Source organism: Enterobacter cloacae complex sp. HYC074_NIDB, from assembly GCF_056673345.1.
Window position 1 is genome coordinate 296,642 of record NZ_CP114214.1, and the last position, 22,510, is coordinate 319,151.

Below are 22,510 nucleotides of genomic sequence, written 5' to 3' on the forward strand. Positions count from 1 at the left end.
TAGTCCTATAGACTTCCCGACAGAGAGAGCGAATGACAACCTTAAGCTGTAAAGTGACGTCGGTAGATGCTATTACCGACACCGTATATCGCGTCCGTTTGGTTCCTGAAGCGGCATTCTCATTCCGTGCCGGTCAGTACCTGATGGTCGTGATGGACGAGCGTGATAAGCGTCCTTTCTCTATGGCCTCAACGCCAGCAGAGAAGGAATTTATTGAGCTGCATATTGGTGCGTCTGAGCTTAACCTGTACGCGATGGCCGTGATGGACCGCATCCTGAAAGAGCGTGAAATCGTGGTTGATATTCCTCATGGCGAGGCCTGGCTGCGTGAAGACGAAGACCGTCCGCTGATCCTGATTGCCGGTGGCACGGGCTTCTCCTATGTCCGCTCTATTCTGCTGACGGCGCTGGCGCGTAATCCAAATCGCGATATCACCATCTACTGGGGCGGCCGTGAAGAGAAGCACCTTTACGATCTGTCTGAGCTGGAGGCGCTGAGCGTAAATCATCCAAACCTGCGCATTGAGCCGGTTGTCGAGCAGCCGGAAGAGGGCTGGCGCGGGCGCAGCGGTACGGTGCTGACTGCGGTATTGCAGGATCACGGGACGCTGGCCGGGCACGATATCTACATTGCCGGTCGCTTTGAAATGGCAAAAATTGCCCGCGACCTGTTCTGCAACGAGCGTGACGCGCGGGAAGATCGTCTGTTTGGCGATGCGTTTGCGTTTATCTGATTGAGAGACCCGCTTCGGCGGGTTTTTTATGCTCGGGCAATAGCCTGGTGAAAATTTAACCTTGAAATGGGCGGCGCATTGCCGTTATTCTTGTTCCCGTTAAATTTCGCCCTCAGGAGCGCCCCCCAAAAATGAACAAACACGACTGATGAATTTCGATCCTTGCTCAACGCATCGCGTCGGCAGGGGATGTTTTGATTTCATTCAGGAGTGCTTATGGCTCATTTTGCGCAGTCCCCCTCTTTTATTTTGCATCAGGTCACCTGTCAGTTTGCGACGGGCGATATCCTTTTTGGTCCACTGAATCTTTCTCTGGATGCGTCAGTGTGCGCGCTGGTTGGCCGCAACGGCAGCGGTAAAACACGCCTTCTCCGGTTGCTGGCAGGAGTTGATGAACCCGCCAGCGGTCATATTGAACGCTTTGGTACACACGTCTACGTGGCGCAGCAGCAGGATATTTCTGCGGATACCACGCTTGCCGAACTGCTTGGTTACGACGCGATCTTTGCGGCGCGCACGCGCATCGACAGCGGTCATTATGAACCCGACGATCTCGACACGCTCGACGGTTATTGGGATCTGGCTGAACGGCTGAGCCAGGCTTTTATCGCTGCAAAACTTCCCCCTTTTGACCCGAGTAAACGCGCGGCAGAGTTGAGCGGTGGCGAGCGCATTCGTGCCTTGCTGTGCAGCGCATTCACCGCGGATGCTGACTACCTGCTGCTGGACGAACCGACCAACCACCTCGACAGGCAAGGCCGCAAGTGGTTCTACGAGCAGCTTTCCAGGTATCAGGGCGGGGTGCTGGTGGCCTCTCACGACCGTGAGTTGCTGGCCCAGGTACCGCGAATCCTTGAACTGAGCGCGTTGGGCTTGCGCAGCTACGGTGGGAATTATGCTGACTATCGAACCCAGCGTGATGCTGAACAGCTGGCTGCCCGCGCCGCGCTGGAGCATGCTGCCACCGAGCGCAAGCGTACCCGCGCCCGTATGCATAAAGAGCATGACGACAGCCTGCGGCGTTCAGCCAAAACGCTTCGCACGGTCGACAGCCTTAACATCGCCTCGTTTGAACGGGTCAAATACAAAGGGGCGGCGAAAGAGCGTATTGGTTCCTGGAAAAAACAGCATAGCGATCAAAACCATGCTTTGAACGCTGCGGTCAACCAGGCACGCGAGCGGGTTGAAGAGGATAATGTGGTGATGTTTACCCTGCCGGGCAGTGAAATCCCGGAAGGGAAACAGGTGCTGGTGCTGGAAGAACTGGTGCTTCCGCACGTGCCTGTCCCACCGATAAACTGGCGAATGGATGGCCCGATGCGCGTGGCGCTACGCGGGCCGAACGGCTGTGGAAAATCCACGCTGTTGAAAGTGATGTTGGGCGAAACCGCCCCTGTTACGGGAATCTGTAAGGTCTCTGTCAGGTGTGCTTATCTCGATCAGCATCTTTCCCGGCTGGATCTGTCGCAGTCGGTGATGACTCACCTTAGCCTGGGCAATACGCCGCTCGAAGAGGGGGCGCTGCGTACCCGTTTAGCGCAGCTTCAACTGGGCGCAGAGAAAGTGACACTACCACTGGCCGAACTGAGTGGCGGCGAGCGCCTGAAGGCCGCGCTGGCCTGCGTATTGTGGCGTGAAGCGGCAACGCAGCTGTTGCTTCTGGATGAGCCGACCAACCATCTTGATCTGGCCTCTGTTCAGGCCATTGAAGCGGCCCTGGCCGATTATCCCGGCGCGCTGCTGGTGGTGTCGCACGATGAAGCTTTTCTGGCAGGGCTGAAGCTGACGCATGAACTGGTGTGGGAAGAGACGGGATGGCGATGTGAAAGCCTGTAAACACAAGCCCCCGCAAGGGCGGGGGCAAACAAACTTTATCAGGCTAACTGCTTGCGAAGGTCAGGGTTTGCCTGGATCAGGCGCATCAGCTTTAGCTCGGCTGGGGTAGGTTTTTCACGTTTTGACTCCCACTCCAGCACCATTGCTACGCTGACACCCATCGCTCTTGCGAATTCATCTGTTTTCAGGCCCGATCCTTTGCGTAAACGCTCAAATTCACTAAAAGGATTGGACTTTTGATTCAGGGTAACCGTCGGCGGTACATCTTTAAAAATAATCTGTTCCAGGCTGCTCAGCAGCTCAAACTCAGGATCTTTTAATTCCATTGAGAACTCCTCATAAATCACACATCGGGATCATGAACATCAGAGAGCCTGTTAAGAATAGTCCCTAAACCAGACACAGGATCGTCACGGCTGTGATTAATTGTGCGATAACGATCGCTTTACACGTTTCAGCTATATGGATAGTTATGCTAATTACCTGATTAGTCATATGTAGGGATTCACAGGTATTTTTTTGTAAATAGTCAGTACAAAAACGGGAATACCCGTTTTGCATGAAAACTCTATCTTGCAAGGCTGACCTGGACTATCCTTGTCAGCGTTGGGCACGCGTGTGCCGGTGTGCGCTTTTTGGGTGAAAGGAGTAATAAAATGGCGACAGGAAAGTCCTGCTCTCGCTGGTTTGCGCCTATTGCGGCGTTATTGATGGTTGTTAGCCTGAGTGGGTGTTTCGATAAAGAAGGCGATCAGCGCAAAGCGTTTATCGATTTTCTACAGAATACAGTGATGCGTAGCGGCGAGCGTTTACCAACGCTGACTGCGGATCAGAAAAAACAGTTTGGTCCATTCGTGTCGGATTACGCCATTCTGTATGGCTATTCACAGCAGGTAAGCCAGGCGATGGATTCCGGTATTCGCCCGGTAGTGGATAGCGTGAATGCCATCCGTGTTCCACAGGATTATATGACCCAGCGCGAACCGCTACGCCAGTCAAATGGCGCGCTTGGGGTACTGAGCCAGCAGCTGCAAAATGCCAAAATGCAGGCTGATGCGTCGCGTTCCGCGTTGAAGCAGGGCGAGGATCTTAAACCGGTCTATGACCAGGTGTATGAGAAAGTCGTGACCAAGCCGTCAAACGCTTTGCAACCGCTGATCCCGGCGGCGCAGGTCTTTACTCAGCAGTTGGTCCAGGTGGGTGACTTTATTAGTGAACAAGGTACGCAGGTGAGCTTTGTCTCTAACGGTATCCAGTTCCCGACCTCCCAGCAGGCGAGCCAGTATAACGCGCTGATCGGTCCGCTCGCGTCCCAGCATCAGGCCTTTAGCCAGGCCTGGAGCGCAGCGGTCGCTGCTACGGAATAAGAAAAACCCCCGCTTCGGCGGGGTTTTTTTATGCTTGATGAAAATAACGCTTGTCATTCATCTACCACATCGGTATAACTATGTTCGTCGGTTTGTTACACAGACCTAAAGCAGTTTAGTAAAGCAGTCCAGATTGTTATCCATAGATACCCTTCGTAGTGACCCTTCCTTCATCGCTTAAAAATCTGTAACGCAATCCATCAAGCCGGAAGGCACAATATATTTGTTAATAAGGTAATTTCTATGTCTGCTAAAATGACTGGTCTGGTAAAATGGTTCAACGCTGATAAAGGTTTCGGCTTCATCACACCTGACGATGGCTCTAAAGACGTGTTCGTACACTTCTCTGCTATCCAGAACGATGGCTACAAATCTCTGGATGAAGGTCAGAAAGTTTCCTTCACCATCGAAAGCGGCGCTAAAGGCCCAGCAGCTGGTAACGTTGTAAGCCTGTAAGCTTCCAGCCCAGTAGCACTAAATTCAAAAACCCGCCTTCTGGCGGGTTTTTTCGTTTCTACTGTTGTATCTGCGGGTTAACGCAGTTCTTATCCACTTTACCGCCGAGCGCGGCAATCAGGTTATCCACGGCGGTCGCCGCCATGTTGTAGCGTGTTTCATGAGTTGCAGAGCCGATGTGAGGCAGGGCGACGACGTTCGGCATGGTCAGTAGCGGAGAATCCACCGGCAGCGGCTCTTGTTCAAACACGTCCAGACCAGCGGCGTGGATCTCACCGTTTTGCAGTGCCTCAATCAGCGCCTTCTCATCGACCACCGGACCACGACCCGCGTTGATGAAAATGGCCGATTTCTTCATCTTTTCAAACGCCGCTTTGCCGATGAGATGACGCGTTTCATCCGTCAGCGGCAGGATCAGGCAGACAAAGTCGGCTTCCCGCAACAGCGTATCAAGCTCGCAATAAAGGGCGTTGAAACGTTCTTCAGCTTCACTGTGGTGACGGCGCGCGTTATACAGAATGGGCATGTTGAAGCCAAAATGCGCGCGCTGTGCCAGCGCCAGACCGATACGGCCCATCCCAACAATCCCCAGCGTTTTGCCATGAACGTCCACGCCGAACCAGTCCGGGCCAATGCTTTTGGTCCATTCGCCCGCTTTCACGCGCTCGGCCACTTCCACTACACGACGGGCGGTGCTAAGCACCAGCGCCATCAGCGTGTCGGCGACGGTCTCCGTCAGGGCATGGGGCGTGTGCATCAGCAGGATGTTGCGCGCGTTTAGCGCATCCACGTCGAAATTGTCGTATCCCACCGAAACGGTTGAGGTAGCACGAAGCTTCGGCATTTTCTCCAGCAGCGCTGCATCCACCTTTTCGCTCGAACCCAGCAGGCCCTCGGCGCTGGCAAACGCGTCGGCGTGCTGTGCCACGGTTTCCGGGCTGAGGTTCTTTACCCGGGTAACGGTAAAGTGTTCCTCCAGGCGTTTTTGCAGATCTTCAGGCAGTGCTTTGTACAAAATGACGGACGGCTTCATGCTAATCTCCGTTGATTTTAAAAGGATTCAGGCGTGGCGTGCGCCGACGGGTAGCTGTTGATTATTAGCAGGCTTAACAATCAGAGTAAGCCATACCGAGGCAAAAAGCGCCACCCCCATAAAGATGTAAGAGGCCGACGGGCTGCCGGTGGCACCGTTAAGATAGCCCACAAACCACGAGCCAAAGAACGAACCCAGCGCACCCATACTGTTGATCAACGCCATCGCGCCCCCTGCGACGTTACGCGGCAGCATTTCCGGGATGATGGCAAAGAACGGACCATACGGGGCATACATGGCCGCACCCGCAATCACCAGCAGAGTGTACGAGACCCAGAAGTGGTTCGCGCCTACGGCCCAGGAGCCAATGAAGGCAAAAGCAGCGATCAGCAGCAGTGGCCAGACGAACAGCTTACGGTTTTGCAGCTTGTCCGATGCCCAAGAGACGATAATCATCGCGATGGTCGCAGCCAGGTAAGGCACCGATGACAGCCAGCCCACTTCCACCATGCCAAGGTTTTCACCGCCGCTGCGGATAATCGACGGCAGCCACAGCACAAAACCGTACACGCCAATACTCCAGGTAAAATACTGTGCACACAGCAGAATAACGTTCCGGGAGCGGAAGGCTTCGCCGTAGTTACGCACCGCTTTAAGCCCCTGCTGCTCTTTATCCAGCTGCGCCTGGAGTGCGGCTTTTTCGTCTTCAGAAAGCCATTTCGCCTGGGCTGGCTTATCTTTCACCAACACCCACCAGCAGAAGGCCCAGATAATCGCGGGAACCCCTTCGATGATGAACATCTCGCGCCAGCCGAAGGACTGGATCAGATAGCCGGAAACCACCGACATCCACAGCACGGTGACCGGGTTACCGAGTATCAGGAACGTATTAGCACGTGAACGCTCCGATTTTGTGAACCAGTTGCTGATGTAAATCAGCATTGCTGGCATGACGGCCGCCTCAACCACGCCGAGAATAAAGCGAATAGCCGCCAGAGCAGGAATGTTATTCACCACGCCAGTAAGCGACGCACAGGCACCCCATAAGATCAGGCAGATGAAAATGAGCTTTCGCACGCTGCGGCGTTCAGCGTAAATCGCGCCGGGGATCTGGAAGAAGAAATACCCCAGGAAGAAGAGGGCGCCCAGCAGGGACGAGACCCCTTTGGTGATCCCGAGGTCTTCGTTGATCCCGGCGGCGGATGCGAAACTGAAGTTGGCACGATCCAGGTACGCCAGGCTGTACGTGATAAACACGATTGGCATGATGTACCACCAGCGTTTTACTGCATTGGTCGAACTGTTCATAGGCTTGCCTCTGTTGTTGAGGTTGTTGCCGCCGTTGTCTGTAGGGTACACGGTGGCTTAATTATCTGGTGCGGATTGCTGCCCTCACCCTGGTCCTCTCTCACGGGGAGAGGGAATTTAGACGCCGAGCTCTGCTCGTGTTGGTAATCCTTCGCTGTCGCCCTGCACCTGAATCGCCAGCGAACCAATTTTGTTGCCTCGCGCCACGGCCTGCGACAGCGGTTTGCCCTCCAGCAGGGCGCTGATGACCCCGACGGCAAACCCATCGCCCGCGCCCACGGTATCGACCACGTTGTCGACTTTTACCGCAGCGACAGCGCCTTGCTCACCGTCGGCAGTTTTAAACCATGCGCCGTCGGCACCGGTTTTCAGCACCACGGCTTTTACCCCTCTGTTGAGGTAAAAATCAGCAATGCCTTCGGGCGTGCTTTCGCCAGTGAGGATCATTCCCTCTTTTATGCCCGGCAGAACCCAGTCCGCCTGAAACGCCAGTCGGTTGAGTTTCTCAGCCATCTCCGCTTCGCTTTTCCACAGCACCGGGCGCAGGTTCGGATCAAAGGAGATGGTTTTGCCCTGCGCTTTCATTGCCGAAGCCGCGTGATCGAGTAAATCGTACGAGCTGGCCGAGAGCGCCGCCGCCACGCCGCTCAGGTGCAGGTGGCGCGCGGAGGAGAAATACGCGGCGTGATAATCATCCACGGAGAGATGGCTTGCCGCTGAGCCTTTGCGGAAATACTCCACGATGGGATCGGTTCCATTTTCAACTTTAGATTTCAGCTGAAAGCCCGTCGGGAAGCGTCCATCGAGCGTGACGCCTGCGGCATCAATGCCCTCTTTTTTCAGCGAGTCGAGAACGAAATGGCCAAAGCTGTCATTGCCCACGCGGCTCACCCAGCCGACATTCAGCCCCAGCCGCGCAAGGCCGGTAGCGACATTCAATTCGGCGCCTGCCACGCGTTTGATAAAGTGCTCCACTGCGCTCAGCTCGCCCGTTTCGGTGGCGACAAACATCGCCATGGCCTCGCCGATAGTGATAACGTCCAGCGTCTTGTGCATGGTTTACTCCTCGCGCAGCAGGTTGACGTAATGGCGGGTGACGGCGGTGAGATCCGTCCCTTCGAGCGGAAATTCGATACCGCGCGGCGCGTCGGCAGGCAGTTGATTAAGCAGATCCCGCCAGCGAGAATCGGTCTGATCCGGCGCGACGGCGCGGAACTGCGCCTTATGCGGGACTGCGGCCTTCACATGAATATAGCTCACGGCGGGAGCCAGCTGACGTGCAGCCTCTTCCGGGGAGTCGCCAACCCACAGCCAGTTGCCCATATCGAACGTCAGTGTGACCGGCAGCGCCATTACCCGGCAGGCGGCTTTGAAGCGCTGCATCGGCGCGAGCTGCCCGCAGTCGGTCTGGTCGTTTTCCACCACCAGCGTCATGCCGCTTTCATCCAGCAGTGCGCGCAGGGCTTCAAGCGGTTGTTTGTCGCTGAAATGACCCAGCGAGACTTTAAGCCACAGCGCGTTCAGTGCGCTGGCTTCGCTAAGGTAGCGTGGAAGATCCGGGTTGAGGGTTCCATCGGGCATAAACAGGGGGGCCGGGGCGGAGTAGCACGCCAGTAAACCCAGCAGTTCAATGGACTCGCCCAACGCAGGCAGGGCCATTAACTCGTCGTGGCTGAAGAGCTCTCGGCGGATTTCAACGCCATCAGCCCCTGCGCCGGCAATAACGGGAAGCATTGCCCGTTGACCGCCTGCCTGTCGCACCTGATCCGCACCATACGCGGCGGTGACCACCATAATTTTCCTGCTCATTTCCTGACTCCAGAGCGTAATCGATAGTATTACGCTAGATGGAACCGGTTCCAAAGAAAAGATCGGGATGCTGAATTTATGATCGCTGTCACGAAGGGGAAATTAACGGGCAGTAGAGCCGCGAACGATCAGCTCGCCAGAAAAAACCTGCTCGCGTACGGCGTCGCGGGTGCCTTCAATGCGGCGAACCACTTGTTCAACCGCGGCATAGCCGATCTGCCAGGTGGGTTGTTTGAGGGTGGTAATGCCTACGCCAGCAAGTTCAGCCCACTCCAGTTCATCAAAGCCGAGCAAGCCGATGTCGCTGCCCCAGTGCAGGCCAATGCGTTTAAGCGAGCGGGCAACCTGAAGCGTCAGCGCCCCGTTAGCGGAGATCACCGCCTTACGCATTCCCCGATGGCGGGTATGGAACTGGCGCAGGGTATTATCCAGCTGTCCGGCTTCATGGAGGGGGATTTCAGCATTTTCGGCGATCACACCGGGATAACGCGCCAGCGTGGCGCGAAATGCAGCCAGGCGGTCGCGGCGGGTGTTAACCATACCCAGCGGTTCGCTCAGGAACAGAATGGCTTCGAAACCCTGTTCAATCAGGTGCTCGGTGGCAGTGGTGGCCGCCTGGGTGTTATCCAGCCCGACCACATCGCAGGCAAATTCCGGGATTTTGCGGTCAATAAGCACCATCGGGAGAGACGATTGTTGCAGACGATTTAGCCCCTCTTCGCGCATCCCGACGGCATTGACCACGATCCCTTCCACCTGATAGCTGCGCAGCAGATCGAGGTAATGCAACTCCTGATCAACTTCGTTATTGGTGTTACAGACCAGCGGGGTAAAGCCTTTTTCCCGGCACGCCGCTTCGATGCCGCTGAGTACGTTAACGGAGTAGGGGTTAGTGATATCGGCGATGATAAGCCCAATCAGGCGGGTGCGACCCCGCTTGAGGCCGCGCGCCATCAGGCTGGGACGGTAGTCGAGATCGGCAATGGCTTGTTCGATTCGCGCCAGCAGCGCATCGGACAGCAGGTGTTTCTCGCCGTTGAGGTAGCGTGAAATGCTGGTTTTACCGGTTTTGGCGGCTTTCGCCACGTCGCTGATGGTGGCCCGGGTTGGTTTGATCATCGCTGATTTCCCTGAATTTAGTGAGAATACCTTAGCGGGAAAATCTGGCGAATCAAGCAATTTGCCGGGTGGCGGTCTGATGCCCTCACCCCAACCCTCTCCTACAGGAGAGGGCGCAAATACTAAAACGGCAACGGGTTTGCCGTTTTGCTTTTACCTACTGCACAGGACTCAACGTAATTTCAACGCGGCGGTTCTGCGCTTTGCCTTCCGCCGTGCTGTTGCTGGCGATCGGGTTAGCCGGACCCATGCCGCTGGTGCGGATGCGGTTCGCTTCTACGCCCTGGGTGATCAGCGAGCTGGCCACGGAATCGGCGCGCTGCTGCGACAGACGCATGTTCAGATCCTGGCTGCCGGTGCTGTCGGTGTAACCAATCACGTTCACGGCAGTTTTATTGTACTCTTTCAGCACTGCGGCCACGCCGGTCAGGGTGTTCGCGCCTGCGGGTTTCAGCGTCGCGCTGCTGCTGTCAAAGGTCACGTTGTTTGGCATGTTCAGGATGATGTTGTCACCGCTGCGCGTCACGCTCACGCCCGTACCTTTCATTTTGTCACGCAGTTTTGCTTCCTGCACGTCCATGTAATAACCCACGCCGCCGCCCAGGGCTGCGCCTGCCGCTGCGCCAATCAGCGCACCTTTGCCGCGATCTTTCTTGGAGGAGGAGAGTACGCCAACGCCAGCGCCTACCAGGGAACCAATACCCGCGCCAATGCCGGATTTGCCCGCTTCGCGTTCACCGGTGTAAGGGTTGGTTGTGCAGCCTGAAACAGCCAGTGCGCCGCTCACCAGAGCGGCAATAACGAGTACGCGTTTTTTCATCTTATTTCCTTAATCCTTTTTATTCTTTGCCACGACGGACGTGGCAGTGGATTATGACGTCCGGATACGGAGAAAATTCAGTGTATAACTCTGAAATTTGTCACAAACGATAAATTGCCTCAATGAAAGGCCGAAACACCTGCACGCGACCAGGAGCGCACGCTTTGAGCACCTCAACAAAAACCATTCTGACCGCCGCCCATTGGGGGCCGATGCTGGTCGAAACCGATGGCGACACTGTGCTGTCGTCTCGCGGGGCTTTGCCTTCGCGCCATCTCAACTCTTTACAGACCGTCGTTCGCGATCAGGTACACAGCAAGACCCGCGTCCGCTGGCCGATGGTGCGTAAAGGCTTTCTGGCGTCACCGGATAAACCGCAGGGTATTCGCGGGCAGGATGAGTTCGTGCGCGTGAGCTGGGACGATGCGCTGGCGCTGATCCATACGCAGCATAAACGCATCCGCGACAGCTATGGCCCGTCGTCCATTTTTGCCGGCTCCTATGGCTGGCGCTCTAACGGCGTGCTGCATAAGGCTGCAACCCTGCTGCAACGCTATATGAGCCTGGCCGGAGGATATACCGGCCATCTGGGTGATTACTCGACCGGCGCGGCGCAGGCGATCATGCCGTATGTCGTGGGCGGGAATGAGGTTTATCAACAGCAGACCAGCTGGCCGCTGGTGCTGGAGCATACAGAGGTGGTGGTGCTGTGGAGCGCCAACCCGCTCAATACCCTGAAAATTGCCTGGAATGCGTCCGACGAGCAGGGCGTTTCCTACTTCGATGCGCTGCGCAAAAGCGGCAAGCGCATCATCTGTATCGATCCGATGCGCTCTGAAACCCTGGATTTCTTCGGCGACAGCGCCGAGTGGATCGCGCCGCATATGGGCACCGACGTGGCGATGATGCTGGGCATCGCCCACACCCTGGTGGAGAACGGCTGGCACGACACGGAATTTCTGGCGCGTTGTACCACGGGGTTCGATAAATTTGCCGACTATCTGACGGGACAAAGCGACGGTATTGCCAAAACCGCAGAGTGGGCCGCGGCGATTTGCGGCGTTAATGCCGTTAAAATCCGCGAACTGGCGGCGTTATTCCATAGCCATGTCACGATGCTCATGTCCGGCTGGGGGATGCAGCGCCAGCAGTTTGGCGAGCAAAAGCACTGGATGCTGGTGACGCTCGCCGCGATGCTTGGGCAGATTGGCACACCCGGCGGCGGTTTTGGCCTTTCCTATCACTTTGCCAACGGCGGCAACCCGACGCGTAAAGCCGCGGTGCTGGCGTCCATGCAGGGCTCGGTGCAGGGTGGCGTGGACGCTGTGGATAAAATTCCGGTGGCACGCATTGTTGAAGCCCTGGAGAACCCCGGCGGGTTTTATCAGCACAACGGTCAGGATCGCCATTTCCCGGATATTAAGTTTATCTGGTGGGCGGGTGGGGCCAACTTCACCCATCACCAGGATACCAACCGCCTAATCCGCGCCTGGCAGAAACCGGAGCTGGTGGTGATCTCGGAGTGCTTCTGGACTGCGTCAGCGAAACATGCCGATATCGTTTTGCCTGCCACGACCTCGTTCGAGCGTAACGATCTCACCATGACGGGGGATTACAGCAACCAGCATATGGTGCCGATGAAGCGCGTCGTGGCTCCCCGGGATGAAGCGCGGGATGATTTCGACGTCTTTGCCGACCTGAGTGAAATGTGGGAAGCGGGCGGGCGGGAGCGTTTCACCGAGGGCAAAACGGATCTGCAATGGCTGGAAACATTTTACCAGATTGCCAGCCAGCGCGGGGCTGCGCAGGGCGTGTCCCTGCCGCCATTTGCTGAGTTCTGGGAGGCGAATCAACTCTTCGAAATGCCAGAAAGCGAGCAGAACGCGCGGTTTGTGCGCTTTGCTGACTTTCGTCGCGATCCGGAGAATCACCCGTTAAAAACCGAAAGCGGGAAGATTATGATCTACAGCGAACGCATCGCCAGCTTTGGCTACGCGGACTGTCCGCCGCATCCGGCGTGGCTGGAGCCGGACGAATGGCATGGCAATGCGCAGCCGGGGCAGCTTCAGCTGCTGTCTGCCCATCCTGCCCATCGTCTGCACAGCCAGCTCAACTATTCGGCTCTGCGCGAGCAGTATGCGGTGGCGGGTCGTGAGCCGATCGCGCTGAATAGCGACGATGCAAAGGCGCGGGGGATTAACGACGGCGATCTCGTTCGGGTCTGGAACGCGCGCGGGCAGGTGCTGGCAGGCGCCGTGGTGAGTGACGGGATCCGCCCTGGCGTTTTCTGCATTCATCAGGGCGCATGGCCGGATCTGGCGCTGGACGAGGGCGGTATTTGTAAGAACGGCGCCGTAAACGTGCTGACCAAAGATCTCCCCAGCTCGAAGCTGGGGAATGGCTGCGCGGGGAATACGGCGCTGGCATGGGTGGAGAAATATGAGGGGCCGGCGCTTACCCTTACGGCGTTTGATCCGCCTGCCAGCTCATGATCCACGTCGGGTGTTGGGTATCATCCTGCCAGGCGCTGTCTTCGATGCGAAAACCCTGAGCATGATAGAAATTCACCGCCCGCACGTTTTTCTGGTACACCTCCAGGGTTAAATACGGGTAGTGCTGCTGAACGTGGTTCAGCAGCGCACGCCCAATCCCCTTTCCGATGAACGCCGGGGCGACAAACAGCGCCCCCACGAACTGGAACTGCATGACGCTGATAAAACCGCACAGGGTACCGTTTTCTTCCCAGACCCAGGTCTCGGCGGCGGGAAGGTATTCATCCCGCACTACCGCTTCATTCGCTTGCCAGTAACTTGCGTCGATAAACGGATGCGCCTCGATGGTGCTTTCCAGCCACAGACTCAAAAGCGGCGCGGTGTTCTCACTTTGCCATTTGCGGATCATGGTGGCCCTCCGGATGGCAGAAGCAGCCCGTAATGTGGTCATTGACCAGCCCGCAGGCCTGCATAAAGGAGTAACAGATGGTGGTGCCCACAAACTTAAAGCCGCGTTTTTTCAGCGCTTTCGACAGGGCATCTGAGGCGGGGGTCGACGTTGGGATCTCTGCAAGCGTGGCGGCCTGCGTCACCTTCGGCTCGTTATCCACAAACGACCAGACAAATGCTGAAAAGGGTTCGCCATTTTGCTCCATCGCCAGATAAGCACGCGCGTTACCAATAATGGCCTGAATTTTACCGCGATGGCGGATGATACCGGTATCCAGAACCAGCTTTTGTACGTCGTCGTCGGTCATGGCGGCAACCGCAGCCGGATCGAACTGGTGGAAGGCTTTGCGATAGTTCTCACGCTTTTTCAGAACGGTGATCCACGACAGCCCGGCCTGCTGGCCTTCAAGGCAAATCATTTCAAACAGTTTTTTACCGTCGGTTTCCGGTACGCCCCATTCCTTGTCGTGATAATCGATATAAAGCTGATCCTGGCTTACCCAGCCGCAACGTTGCATAGGTCATCTCCCTTCCTGATACGGTAAACGCAAAAATTTCAATCTGCCCGGCTTGACGTGTCTGCTAAAGAGACAATAGTTAATACAGGGCTATACGCCCTAATACCTCTTCGAACAATGACATATATCGCCGAACTCGGCTCTTTCTGGAGTCGCTTTGATGATGATAAAAAAAATCAGTGGTCGCCATGCTGCTTCTCGCCTGGTGGGTGTTTCAGCCTGCCTGCTTTTTTGTAACACCGCTTTTGCGTGGCAACAGGAATATATCGTTTCAGATGCACAAAGTAATACGACGGAACGCTATACATGGGACGCCGATCACCAACCTCGTTATGAAGATATTCTCGCGGAGCGTATTAATCATTCGCAGAATGCTGCGGGGTTTGCCCTGAACGACCCATCCGGTTCAGATGCGGAAACCGTTCTGAGCGTTGGCTGGAATTTTCCCGTGGCGGGACATTTCACCACCGGGCCCGTCATGGCGTGGCGCACTGATGGCGCTCCCCCCGTACCGGTGAATGCGTTTGAGGATACAACCACCACGCAGTCGCTTACCGATCCCCTCTGGCATGCCAGCGTGAACTCGTTGGGGTGGCGTGTCGATACGCAGTATGGTGATTTACATCCCTGGGCGAAGATCAGCTATAACCAGCAAGCTGAAGAAGAATATTTATATACGCTGGGATTGAGCGCCAAATTTTAAGGGTTGTTATTTTTTTAAACGATACGATAACATATTTAATACAATTATGACGGGGTCTGGAGCGATAGTGCCCACTAACAGAACAGCGCTTCATTCCCCGGCAAGGTCATTCATTCCAGATCCCAGGCATTTCATTCCTTCTCTCCTGCATTTCATTCCGTTTTTCCCCAACGCTATAAAGGTTTTGTTTATCGTTGTCCTCAGCGAATTTCCATAATTTATCTTGCAGGACACTGCCATGAACACATCAACTTATAACCGCACGCGTTGGCTGACGCTATTCGGCACCATCGTTACCCAGTTCGCACTGGGATCGGTCTATACCTGGAGCCTGTTTAACAGCGCCCTGTCCGATAAGCTCGGCGCGCCGATAAGCCAGGTGGCATTCTCCTTCGGCTTGCTGAGTCTTGGGTTAGCAATTTCCTCTTCCGTGGCGGGCAAACTTCAGGAACGTTTCGGCGTGAAGCGTGTAACCATGGCCTCCGGGATCTTGCTGGGCTTGGGATTCTTCCTGACGGCATATTCTAACAACCTGATGATGCTGTGGCTGAGCGCCGGGGTGCTGGTGGGGCTGGCGGACGGCGCAGGTTATCTGCTGACGCTGTCTAACTGCGTGAAGTGGTTCCCGGAGCGTAAAGGGCTTATCTCCGCATTTGCCATTGGTTCATATGGCCTGGGCAGCCTCGGCTTCAAATTCATCGATGCGCATCTGCTGGCCTCGGTTGGGCTTGAGAAAACCTTTATGATCTGGGGCGTGATTGTGCTGGTAATGATCCTCTTCGGCGCCACGCTGATGAAAGATGCGCCGCAGCAGGAAGTGAAAACCGTTAACGGCGTGGTGGAGAACGATTTCACCCTCGCTCAGTCCATGCGTAAGCCGCAGTACTGGATGCTGGCGGTGATGTTCCTGACGGCCTGCATGAGCGGTCTGTATGTCATCGGTGTGGCGAAAGATATCGCGCAGGGAATGGTAAAACTGGACGCGGCGACGGCGGCGAACGCCGTAACGGTCATCTCCATCGCTAACCTCTCGGGTCGTCTGGTACTGGGTATCTTGTCTGACAAAATCGCCCGGATCCGCGTGATTACGCTGGGGCAGGTGATCTCCCTGGTGGGTATGGCAGCACTGCTGTTCGCTCCGCTGAACGAGGCGACATTCTTTGCGGCGATAGCCTGCGTAGCCTTTAACTTTGGCGGCACTATTACCGTCTTCCCGTCGCTGGTGAGCGAGTTCTTCGGCCTGAACAACCTGGCGAAAAACTACGGCGTGATTTATCTCGGCTTCGGTATCGGCAGTATTTGCGGTTCACTGATTGCCTCGCTGTTTGGTGGCTTCTACGTGACATTCTGCGTGATATTTGCCTTGCTGATTATTTCGCTGGCGCTGTCCACCACGATTCGTCAGCCGCAGCGCGAGGTATATAAAGAAGCGCATGCATGATTCGATAAAAAGGGGCCGCAGGGCCTCTTTTATTTATTTCTAAATCGCTTCCGGACTTGCTATTTTGTAAAAATCTTCATCGATTCACATTCTCTGCTGCCACTTTTCTTTCCTGCTGTGGTCTACTTATCGCGCTTGTAGACGTTTCTGATAACGGTTTCTCTCGCATCTACTTACTCTGTCAGCTTTCTCACTGAGATTCGGCGGGTCTTTATACCCCTTCCCCCAGGGTTGTTTGCATGAAATATATTAGGTCTCTTACCCAGCAAAGATTGTGTCTGATGCTGGCTGTCTATATCGGTTTGTTTCTGAATGGCGCGGTGCTGTTCAGACGAGTGGAAGGTTATTTCGAACACCTCACTGTAAGAAATGGAATTTTTGCCGCGATTGAAGTGTTTGGCTCAATTCTGGCGACCTTCTTCCTGCTACGTCTGCTCTCGCTTTTTGGCAGACGTACATGGCAGGTTCTGGCCTCGCTGGTGGTGATTATCTCCGCCGCCGCAAGCTATTACATGACATTCATGAATGTGGTCATTGGCTACGGTATTGTGGCCTCGGTGATGACCACGGACATCGACCTCTCGAAAGAGGTGGTGGGTCAAGGGTTCATCCTGTGGACGATTCTGACCTGCCTGATCCCGCTCTTCTTTATCTGGAGTAACACCTGCCGCTACACCCTGTTACGCCAGCTGCGTACCCGGGGACAGCGCATCCGCAACGTCGCCGTCGTTCTTCTGGCGGGTCTGCTGGTGTGGGCGCCTATTCGCCTGATGGAAAAACAGCAAAAAAGGATCGAAAAAGCGACAGGCGTGGATATGCCAAGCTACGGCGGCGTGGTGGCTAACTCGTATCTGCCGTCTAATTGGCTGTCGGCGTTAGGTCTTTATGCCTGGGCTCAGGCGGACGAATCCAGCGATGTGAAATCGCTGATTAACCCAACCAAAAAGTTCACCTACCAGGCTCCGGCTGAAGGGCTGGATGATACTTACGTGGTCTTCGTTATCGGCGAAACGACGCGCTGGGATCATATGGGTATCCTCGGTTATGACCGCGATACCACCCCGAAACTGGCGCAGGAAAAGAATCTTGTAGCTTACCGCGGCTACTCCTGCGATACCGCCACGAAGCTCTCGTTGCGCTGTATGTTTGTTCGTGAGGGCGGTGCGAGTGATAATCCTCAGCGCACTCTCAAAGAGCAAAACGTGTTTGCTGTTCTGAAGCAGCTTGGATTTAGCTCCGATCTGTTCGCCATGCAAAGTGAGATGTGGTTCTACACCAACACCATGGCGGATAACATCGCCTACCGCGAGCAGATTGGCGCCGAGCCGCGTAACCGCGGAAAGAACGTTGATGACATGCTGCTGCTCTCTGAGATGGAACAGTCACTGAAAAACCATCCGCAGGGTAAGCATCTTATTGTTCTGCATACCAAAGGGTCACACTACAGCTACTATCAGCGTTACACGCGCGATTTCGCCAAATGGACGCCTGAGTGCGTCGGCATTAACAAGAACTGTAGCAAGCAGGAGCTGATCAATGCCTATGATAACTCGATTCTGTATGTGGATACCTTCCTCAGTCGGGTGATCGACCAGCTTCGCGATAAGAAAGCGATTGTGATCTACGCGGCCGACCACGGCGAGTCCATCAACGAGAAAGAGCATTTACACGGTACGCCGCGTAAGCTGGCCCCGCCTGAGCAGTTCCGCGTGCCGATGATCATGTGGATGTCGGATAAGTACCTGGAAAATCCGGACAAAGCCAAAATGTTTGCCCATCTGAAACAGCAGGCAGAGATCAAGGTACCGCGCCGTCACGTTGAGCTGTACGACACCATTATGGGCTGTCTCGGCTATACCTCACCGAACGGTGGGATTAACGAAAACAACAACTGGTGTAAACTCCCTGATAACACCACAAAAGCCGCGCAGTAGCTGGTCTGGCGAGAATATCGCCAGTTGAATGGCTTTTTGAAAATAAGGGATTGACGGGGGCGCACCTCAGCAGTAAGATGCGCTCCGCATTCGGCGAGTAGCGCAGCTTGGTAGCGCAACTGGTTTGGGACCAGTGGGTCGGAGGTTCGAATCCTCTCTCGCCGACCACATTCTAAAAAGGGCTAACCGCAAGGTTAGCCCTTTTTGCATTAACGCGTTACCCCGCACGAGTCCTCAAAATACCCCTTAGCCCTGCTTCCCCCTGCCTGCTTGCGGTTTTGTGACATAATCCATTGTATTTTTTTATATATAGTTTGATCTTTTTTCGCGTTGCTTATGGATAACCTCAGCATTTTTCGCTGTGCGTTTTAACGTTCGCGGTATTTAGTGCTCAGATAATCACCATCCTGTAAGAAAATTTACCCATTCTGAATAAAACTTAATCACTGAGTGTTGCGAAATATGAAGATAATTGTGCTGCATCATGGCGAGTAGCATGAATTTCTCTGCTGAAAACTCACGGTCAGGGTTTTTTTAATCTTTGTTTGCGGTTTCTCACACTCCACGTAAATCCCCGCCACCTGTATTGACGTTTTCACATTCTGTTGACAGATTGTAGGGCACGAGGGGCATTTCAGGGAGGATCTGCGCTGCAACTCAAACGCTCTTCTGAAAGGATTCTCTATCCCTTTTAACGCCTTCGGGCATCACCGACCGGACCGGGTAAAAAATAAATAAAGGTCAGGCGGCGTAACACAACAAAGCAAAACATCACATTGGAGCACAATAATGAGTATTTCCTTGAAGAAGTCAGGGATGCTGAAGCTTGGTCTGAGCCTGGTGGCCATGACCGTTGCAGCAAGCGTACAGGCAAAAACCCTGGTTTACTGTTCTGAAGGCTCTCCGGAAGGCTTTAACCCACAGCTCTTTACCTCTGGTACGACTTACGACGCAAGCTCTGTACCGATCTATAACCGTCTGGTTGAATTTAAAACCGGCACCACGGAAGTGATTCCTGGCCTGGCTGAAAAGTGGGATATCAGCGAAGACGGTAAAACCTATACCTTCCACCTGCGTCAGGGCGTGAAGTGGCAGGACAGCAAAGAATTTAAACCTACGCGCGACTTTAACGCCGACGACGTTGTGTTCTCCTTCGACCGTCAGAAAAATGCCCAGAACCCGTACCATAAAGTATCTGGCGGCAGCTATGAATACTTCGAAGGGATGGGTCTGCCAGACCTGATCGCTGAAGTGAAAAAAGTGGACGATAAAACCGTCCAGTTTGTGCTGACGCGTCCGGAAGCGCCATTCCTGGCTGACCTGGCGATGGACTTCGCCTCGATTCTCTCTAAAGAGTATGCGGACAACATGCTGAAAGCCGGCACTCCGGAAAAAGTGGACCTGAACCCAATCGGTACCGGCCCGTTCCAGCTGCTTCAGTACCAGAAAGATTCCCGTATTCTGTATAAAGCCTTCCCGGGTTACTGGGGTACCAAGCCGCAGATCGACCGTCTGGTCTTCTCCATCACGCCTGACGCATCCGTGCGTTACGCAAAATTGCAGAAAAACGAATGTCAGGTGATGCCGTATCCAAACCCGGCTGACATCGCGCGCATGAAGCAGGACAAAAATATCAACCTGCTGGAGCAGGCGGGCCTGAACGTGGGTTATCTCTCCTTCAACACCGAGAAGAAACCGTTCGATGACGTGAAAGTGCGTCAGGCGCTGACCTACGCGGTGAACAAAGAAGCGATCATCAAAGCCGTTTACCAGGGCGCAGGCGTTGCGGCCAAGAACCTGATCCCACCAACCATGTGGGGCTATAACGACGACATTAAGGACTACACCTACGATCCTGAGAAAGCGAAAGCGTTGCTGAAAGAAGCGGGCCAGGACAAAGGCTTTACCGTTGAGCTGTGGGCGATGCCGGTACAGCGTCCTTACAACCCGAACGCACGCCGTATGGCGGAAATGGTTCAGGCTGACTGGGCGAAGATTGGCGTACAGGCCAAGATTGTGACCTACGAGTGGGGCGAGTACCTGAAGCGCGCCAAAGCGGGTGAACACCAGGCGGTCATGATGGGCTGGACCGGCGACAACGGGGATCCGGACAACTTCTTCGCGACCCTGTTCAGCTGTGCGGCAGCGAAAGACGGTTCTAACTATTCTCGCTGGTGCTACAAGCCGTTTGAAGATCTGATCCAGCCGGCGCGTGCGACCGACGATCACAACAAACGTATCGAACTGTACAAGCAAGCGCAGGTTGTCATGCACGATCAGGCTCCGGCGCTGATTGTTGCTCACTCCACCGTGTACGAGCCAGTGCGTAAAGAAGTGAAGGGCTACGTGGTCGATCCACTGGGCAAACACCACTTCGAAAACGTGTCTGTTGAATAATAAGTAGGGTGTTCTCCCTCTCCCTCCTGGAGAGGGCAGGGGTGAGGGGCGTGCATGCACCCCCTCACCCTAACCCTCTCCCACAGGGAGAGGGAATTTACATTTGTGAGCAATACAGACGTCACGCCACTGAGTGTGCGTCATCAGAGAGAATCCGGGTTATGTTGCAGTTCATCCTCCGACGTCTGGGACTGGTTATCCCGACGTTTATCGGTATCACCCTTCTCACTTTTGCCTTCGTCCATATGATCCCGGGTGATCCGGTGATGATTATGGCGGGCGAGCGTGGTATCTCCCCTGAACGTCATGCGCAACTGCTGGCTGAACTCGGCCTTGATAAGCCGATGTGGCAGCAGTATCTCCACTATATCTGGGGCGTGTTGCACGGCGATTTAGGGATTTCACTGAAAAGCCGTCTTCCGGTGTGGGACGAGTTCGTACCTCGCTTTAAAGCGACGCTGGAACTCGGTATCTGCGCCATGATCTTCGCGACCGCGGTAGGGATCCCCGTTGGCGTACTGGCTGCCGTTAAACGTGGCTCTATTTTTGACCACACCGCTGTTGGCCTGGCACTGACCGGCTACTCCATGCCTATCTTCTGGTGGGGCATGATGCTGATCATGCTGGTCTCGGTGCAGTGGAACCTGACGCCGGTCTCCGGACGCGTCAGCGATATGGTTTTCCTTGACGACACCAATCCGTTAACCGGCTTTATGCTGATTGATACGGCGATCTGGGGCGAAGAGGGCAACTTCATTGATGCGGTTGCGCACATGATCCTGCCTGCAATGGTGCTGGGCACCATCCCTCTGGCGGTGATCGTGCGTATGACCCGTTCCTCCATGCTGGAAGTGCTGGGCGAGGATTATATTCGTACTGCCCGCGCTAAAGGCCTGACCCGTATGCGCGTCATCATCATTCATGCCCTGCGAAACGCTATGCTGCCGGTGGTAACCGTTATCGGTTTGCAGGTCGGTACGCTGCTGGCGGGGGCGATCCTGACCGAAACCATCTTCTCCTGGCCGGGTCTTGGACGCTGGCTGATTGATGCGCTGCAACGCCGTGACTATCCGGTTGTGCAGGGCGGTGTACTGCTGGTCGCGACGATGATTATTCTCGTCAACCTGCTGGTCGATTTGCTGTACGGCGTGGTGAACCCGCGTATTCGTCATAAGAAGTAAGGGGCCATCATGTCACAATTTACTCAAAATAAAGTGGTCACCGCACCGGTGCCAATGACGCCGATGCAGGAATTCTGGCACTACTTCAAGCGCAACAAAGGCGCGGTCGTCGGGCTGGTGTATGTTTCCATCATGATCCTGATTGCGGTGTTTGCGAACGTCCTTGCGCCGTATAACCCGGCTGATCAGTTCCGCGATGCGCTGCTGGCACCTCCTGCATGGCAGGACGGCGGAAGCCTGGCGCACCTGCTGGGCACCGACGACGTGGGTCGCGATGTGCTTTCGCGCCTGATGTACGGCGCACGCCTGTCGCTGCTGGTTGGCTGCCTCGTTGTCGTACTGTCGCTGATCATGGGGATCGTACTCGGCCTGGTGGCAGGCTACTTCGGCGGCATTGTTGATAACATCATCATGCGCGTCGTCGACATTATGCTGGCATTGCCAAGCCTGCTGCTGGCGCTGGTGCTGGTGGCGATCTTCGGTCCGTCGATTGGTAACGCCGCGCTTGCGCTGACGTTTGTTGCGCTACCGCACTATGTGCGTCTGACCCGTGCGGCGGTGCTGGTGGAAGTGAACCGCGACTACGTTACCGCCTCTCGCGTGGCGGGTGCCGGTGCGATGCGTCAGATGTTTATCAATATCTTCCCAAACTGCCTTGCGCCGCTGATTGTTCAGGCGTCGCTCGGTTTCTCTAACGCCATTCTTGATATGGCCGCTCTTGGCTTCCTTGGCATGGGTGCGCAGCCGCCAACACCGGAGTGGGGCACCATGCTCTCCGACGTGTTGCAGTTCGCGCAAAGCGCCTGGTGGGTCGTCACCTTCCCGGGTCTGGCGATTCTGCTGACGGTGCTGGCATTTAACCTGATGGGTGATGGTCTGCGTGATGCACTTGATCCCAAACTGAAGCAGTAA

The 22,510-nt window shown here is 55.2% G+C and carries 20 protein-coding genes and 1 tRNA gene; 12 read left to right on the forward strand and 9 right to left on the reverse strand.

All coding sequences use genetic code 11. The features are described 5' to 3' along the window. The first annotated feature begins 32 nt into the window (after positions 1-32). Both fre and O1724_RS01485 read left to right on the forward strand, forming a co-directional pair. Positions 33-734: an NAD(P)H-flavin reductase gene (gene fre, locus O1724_RS01480; RefSeq protein WP_003860778.1), complete on the forward strand. Its 702-nt coding sequence runs from the start codon at positions 33-35 to the stop codon at positions 732-734. 216 nt (positions 735-950) lie between these two features. Next, positions 951-2,570: an ABC-F family ATP-binding cassette domain-containing protein gene (locus O1724_RS01485; RefSeq protein WP_479983913.1), complete on the forward strand. Its 1,620-nt coding sequence runs from the start codon at positions 951-953 to the stop codon at positions 2,568-2,570. A gap of 38 nt (positions 2,571-2,608) precedes the next feature. Here O1724_RS01485 and O1724_RS01490 read toward each other — a convergent pair whose 3' ends face one another. After that, positions 2,609-2,896: an HTH-type transcriptional regulator gene (locus tag O1724_RS01490; protein WP_003860776.1), complete on the reverse strand. Its 288-nt coding sequence runs from the start codon at positions 2,894-2,896 to the stop codon at positions 2,609-2,611. A 330-nt stretch (positions 2,897-3,226) separates the two neighbouring features. Here O1724_RS01490 and O1724_RS01495 point away from each other — a divergent pair, with 330 nt between their 5' ends. Then, positions 3,227-3,937: a DUF3053 domain-containing protein gene (locus tag O1724_RS01495; protein ID WP_017383576.1), complete on the forward strand. Its 711-nt coding sequence runs from the start codon at positions 3,227-3,229 to the stop codon at positions 3,935-3,937. Between the two features lie 243 nt (positions 3,938-4,180). Next, on the forward strand, positions 4,181-4,393 hold the full coding sequence (gene cspE / locus O1724_RS01500; RefSeq protein WP_003860775.1) for a transcription antiterminator/RNA stability regulator CspE: 213 nt from the start codon (positions 4,181-4,183) through the stop codon (positions 4,391-4,393). 58 nt (positions 4,394-4,451) lie between these two features. On the opposite strand, the gene ghrB is transcribed toward cspE, so the two are convergent. The 6 genes from ghrB to O1724_RS01530 form a co-directional block, all read right to left on the reverse strand. Further along, positions 4,452-5,426, reverse strand: a complete 975-nt coding sequence (gene ghrB / locus O1724_RS01505) for a glyoxylate/hydroxypyruvate reductase GhrB (RefSeq protein WP_023315194.1) — start codon at positions 5,424-5,426, stop codon at positions 4,452-4,454. Positions 5,427-5,453: 27 nt separating this feature from the next. Beyond that, the gene (locus O1724_RS01510; protein WP_017694735.1) at positions 5,454-6,734 is read right to left on the reverse strand and encodes an MFS transporter; all 1,281 of its coding nucleotides are present in this window, start codon (positions 6,732-6,734) and stop codon (positions 5,454-5,456) included. Between the two features lie 117 nt (positions 6,735-6,851). After that, on the reverse strand, positions 6,852-7,790 hold the full coding sequence (locus tag O1724_RS01515) for a sugar kinase (protein WP_023315195.1): 939 nt from the start codon (positions 7,788-7,790) through the stop codon (positions 6,852-6,854). Positions 7,791-7,793: 3 nt separating this feature from the next. Then, entirely contained in the window at positions 7,794-8,543 is a 750-nt protein-coding gene (locus tag O1724_RS01520; RefSeq protein ID WP_032608229.1) for a sugar phosphate isomerase/epimerase family protein, read from the reverse strand. A gap of 102 nt (positions 8,544-8,645) precedes the next feature. Continuing rightward, the gene (locus O1724_RS01525; protein WP_015569988.1) at positions 8,646-9,662 is read right to left on the reverse strand and encodes a LacI family DNA-binding transcriptional regulator; all 1,017 of its coding nucleotides are present in this window, start codon (positions 9,660-9,662) and stop codon (positions 8,646-8,648) included. A gap of 157 nt (positions 9,663-9,819) precedes the next feature. Further along, complete coding sequence (locus O1724_RS01530) at positions 9,820-10,482, reverse strand: OmpA family lipoprotein (protein WP_022650190.1); 663 nt, start codon at positions 10,480-10,482, stop codon at positions 9,820-9,822. 122 nt (positions 10,483-10,604) lie between these two features. Here O1724_RS01530 and O1724_RS01535 point away from each other — a divergent pair, with 122 nt between their 5' ends. Continuing rightward, positions 10,605-12,974: a molybdopterin guanine dinucleotide-containing S/N-oxide reductase gene (locus O1724_RS01535; RefSeq protein WP_479983914.1), complete on the forward strand. Its 2,370-nt coding sequence runs from the start codon at positions 10,605-10,607 to the stop codon at positions 12,972-12,974. Here O1724_RS01535 and O1724_RS01540 read toward each other — a convergent pair. Together O1724_RS01540 and tag are read right to left on the reverse strand one after the other, a co-directional pair. Next, positions 12,943-13,383: an N-acetyltransferase gene (locus O1724_RS01540; protein WP_059371061.1), complete on the reverse strand. Its 441-nt coding sequence runs from the start codon at positions 13,381-13,383 to the stop codon at positions 12,943-12,945. The genes O1724_RS01535 and O1724_RS01540 overlap by 32 nt on opposite strands. Further along, positions 13,361-13,942, reverse strand: a complete 582-nt coding sequence (gene tag / locus O1724_RS01545) for a DNA-3-methyladenine glycosylase I (protein WP_022650193.1) — start codon at positions 13,940-13,942, stop codon at positions 13,361-13,363. The genes O1724_RS01540 and tag overlap by 23 nt, the downstream gene beginning before the upstream one ends. 160 nt (positions 13,943-14,102) lie before the next feature. Between tag and O1724_RS01550 the strand changes: the two genes are divergently transcribed. From O1724_RS01550 to dppC, 7 genes are all read left to right on the forward strand, one after another. Continuing rightward, on the forward strand, positions 14,103-14,645 hold the full coding sequence (locus tag O1724_RS01550; protein WP_126296893.1) for a lipase: 543 nt from the start codon (positions 14,103-14,105) through the stop codon (positions 14,643-14,645). 238 nt (positions 14,646-14,883) lie between these two features. After that, positions 14,884-16,086 carry an L-lactate MFS transporter gene (locus tag O1724_RS01555; protein ID WP_022650195.1) on the forward strand — a complete coding sequence of 401 codons (1,203 nt, stop codon included), beginning with the start codon at positions 14,884-14,886 and terminating at the stop codon, positions 16,084-16,086. Between the two features lie 239 nt (positions 16,087-16,325). Further along, positions 16,326-18,020: a kdo(2)-lipid A phosphoethanolamine 7''-transferase gene (eptB, locus tag O1724_RS01560; protein WP_023315201.1), complete on the forward strand. Its 1,695-nt coding sequence runs from the start codon at positions 16,326-16,328 to the stop codon at positions 18,018-18,020. Positions 18,021-18,111: 91 nt separating this feature from the next. Then, a tRNA-Pro gene (locus tag O1724_RS01565) sits at positions 18,112-18,188 on the forward strand. A 621-nt stretch (positions 18,189-18,809) separates the two neighbouring features. Next, complete coding sequence (dppA, locus tag O1724_RS01570; protein ID WP_003860756.1) at positions 18,810-20,417, forward strand: dipeptide ABC transporter periplasmic-binding protein DppA; 1,608 nt, start codon at positions 18,810-18,812, stop codon at positions 20,415-20,417. 161 nt (positions 20,418-20,578) lie between these two features. Further along, positions 20,579-21,598 (forward strand): dipeptide ABC transporter permease DppB, encoded by a 1,020-nt coding sequence (gene dppB / locus O1724_RS01575; protein ID WP_006810536.1) that lies wholly within the window; start codon positions 20,579-20,581, stop codon positions 21,596-21,598. Positions 21,599-21,607: 9 nt separating this feature from the next. Beyond that, positions 21,608-22,510, forward strand: coding sequence for a dipeptide ABC transporter permease DppC (gene dppC, locus O1724_RS01580; RefSeq protein WP_126296894.1), 903 nt, complete (start codon positions 21,608-21,610; stop codon positions 22,508-22,510).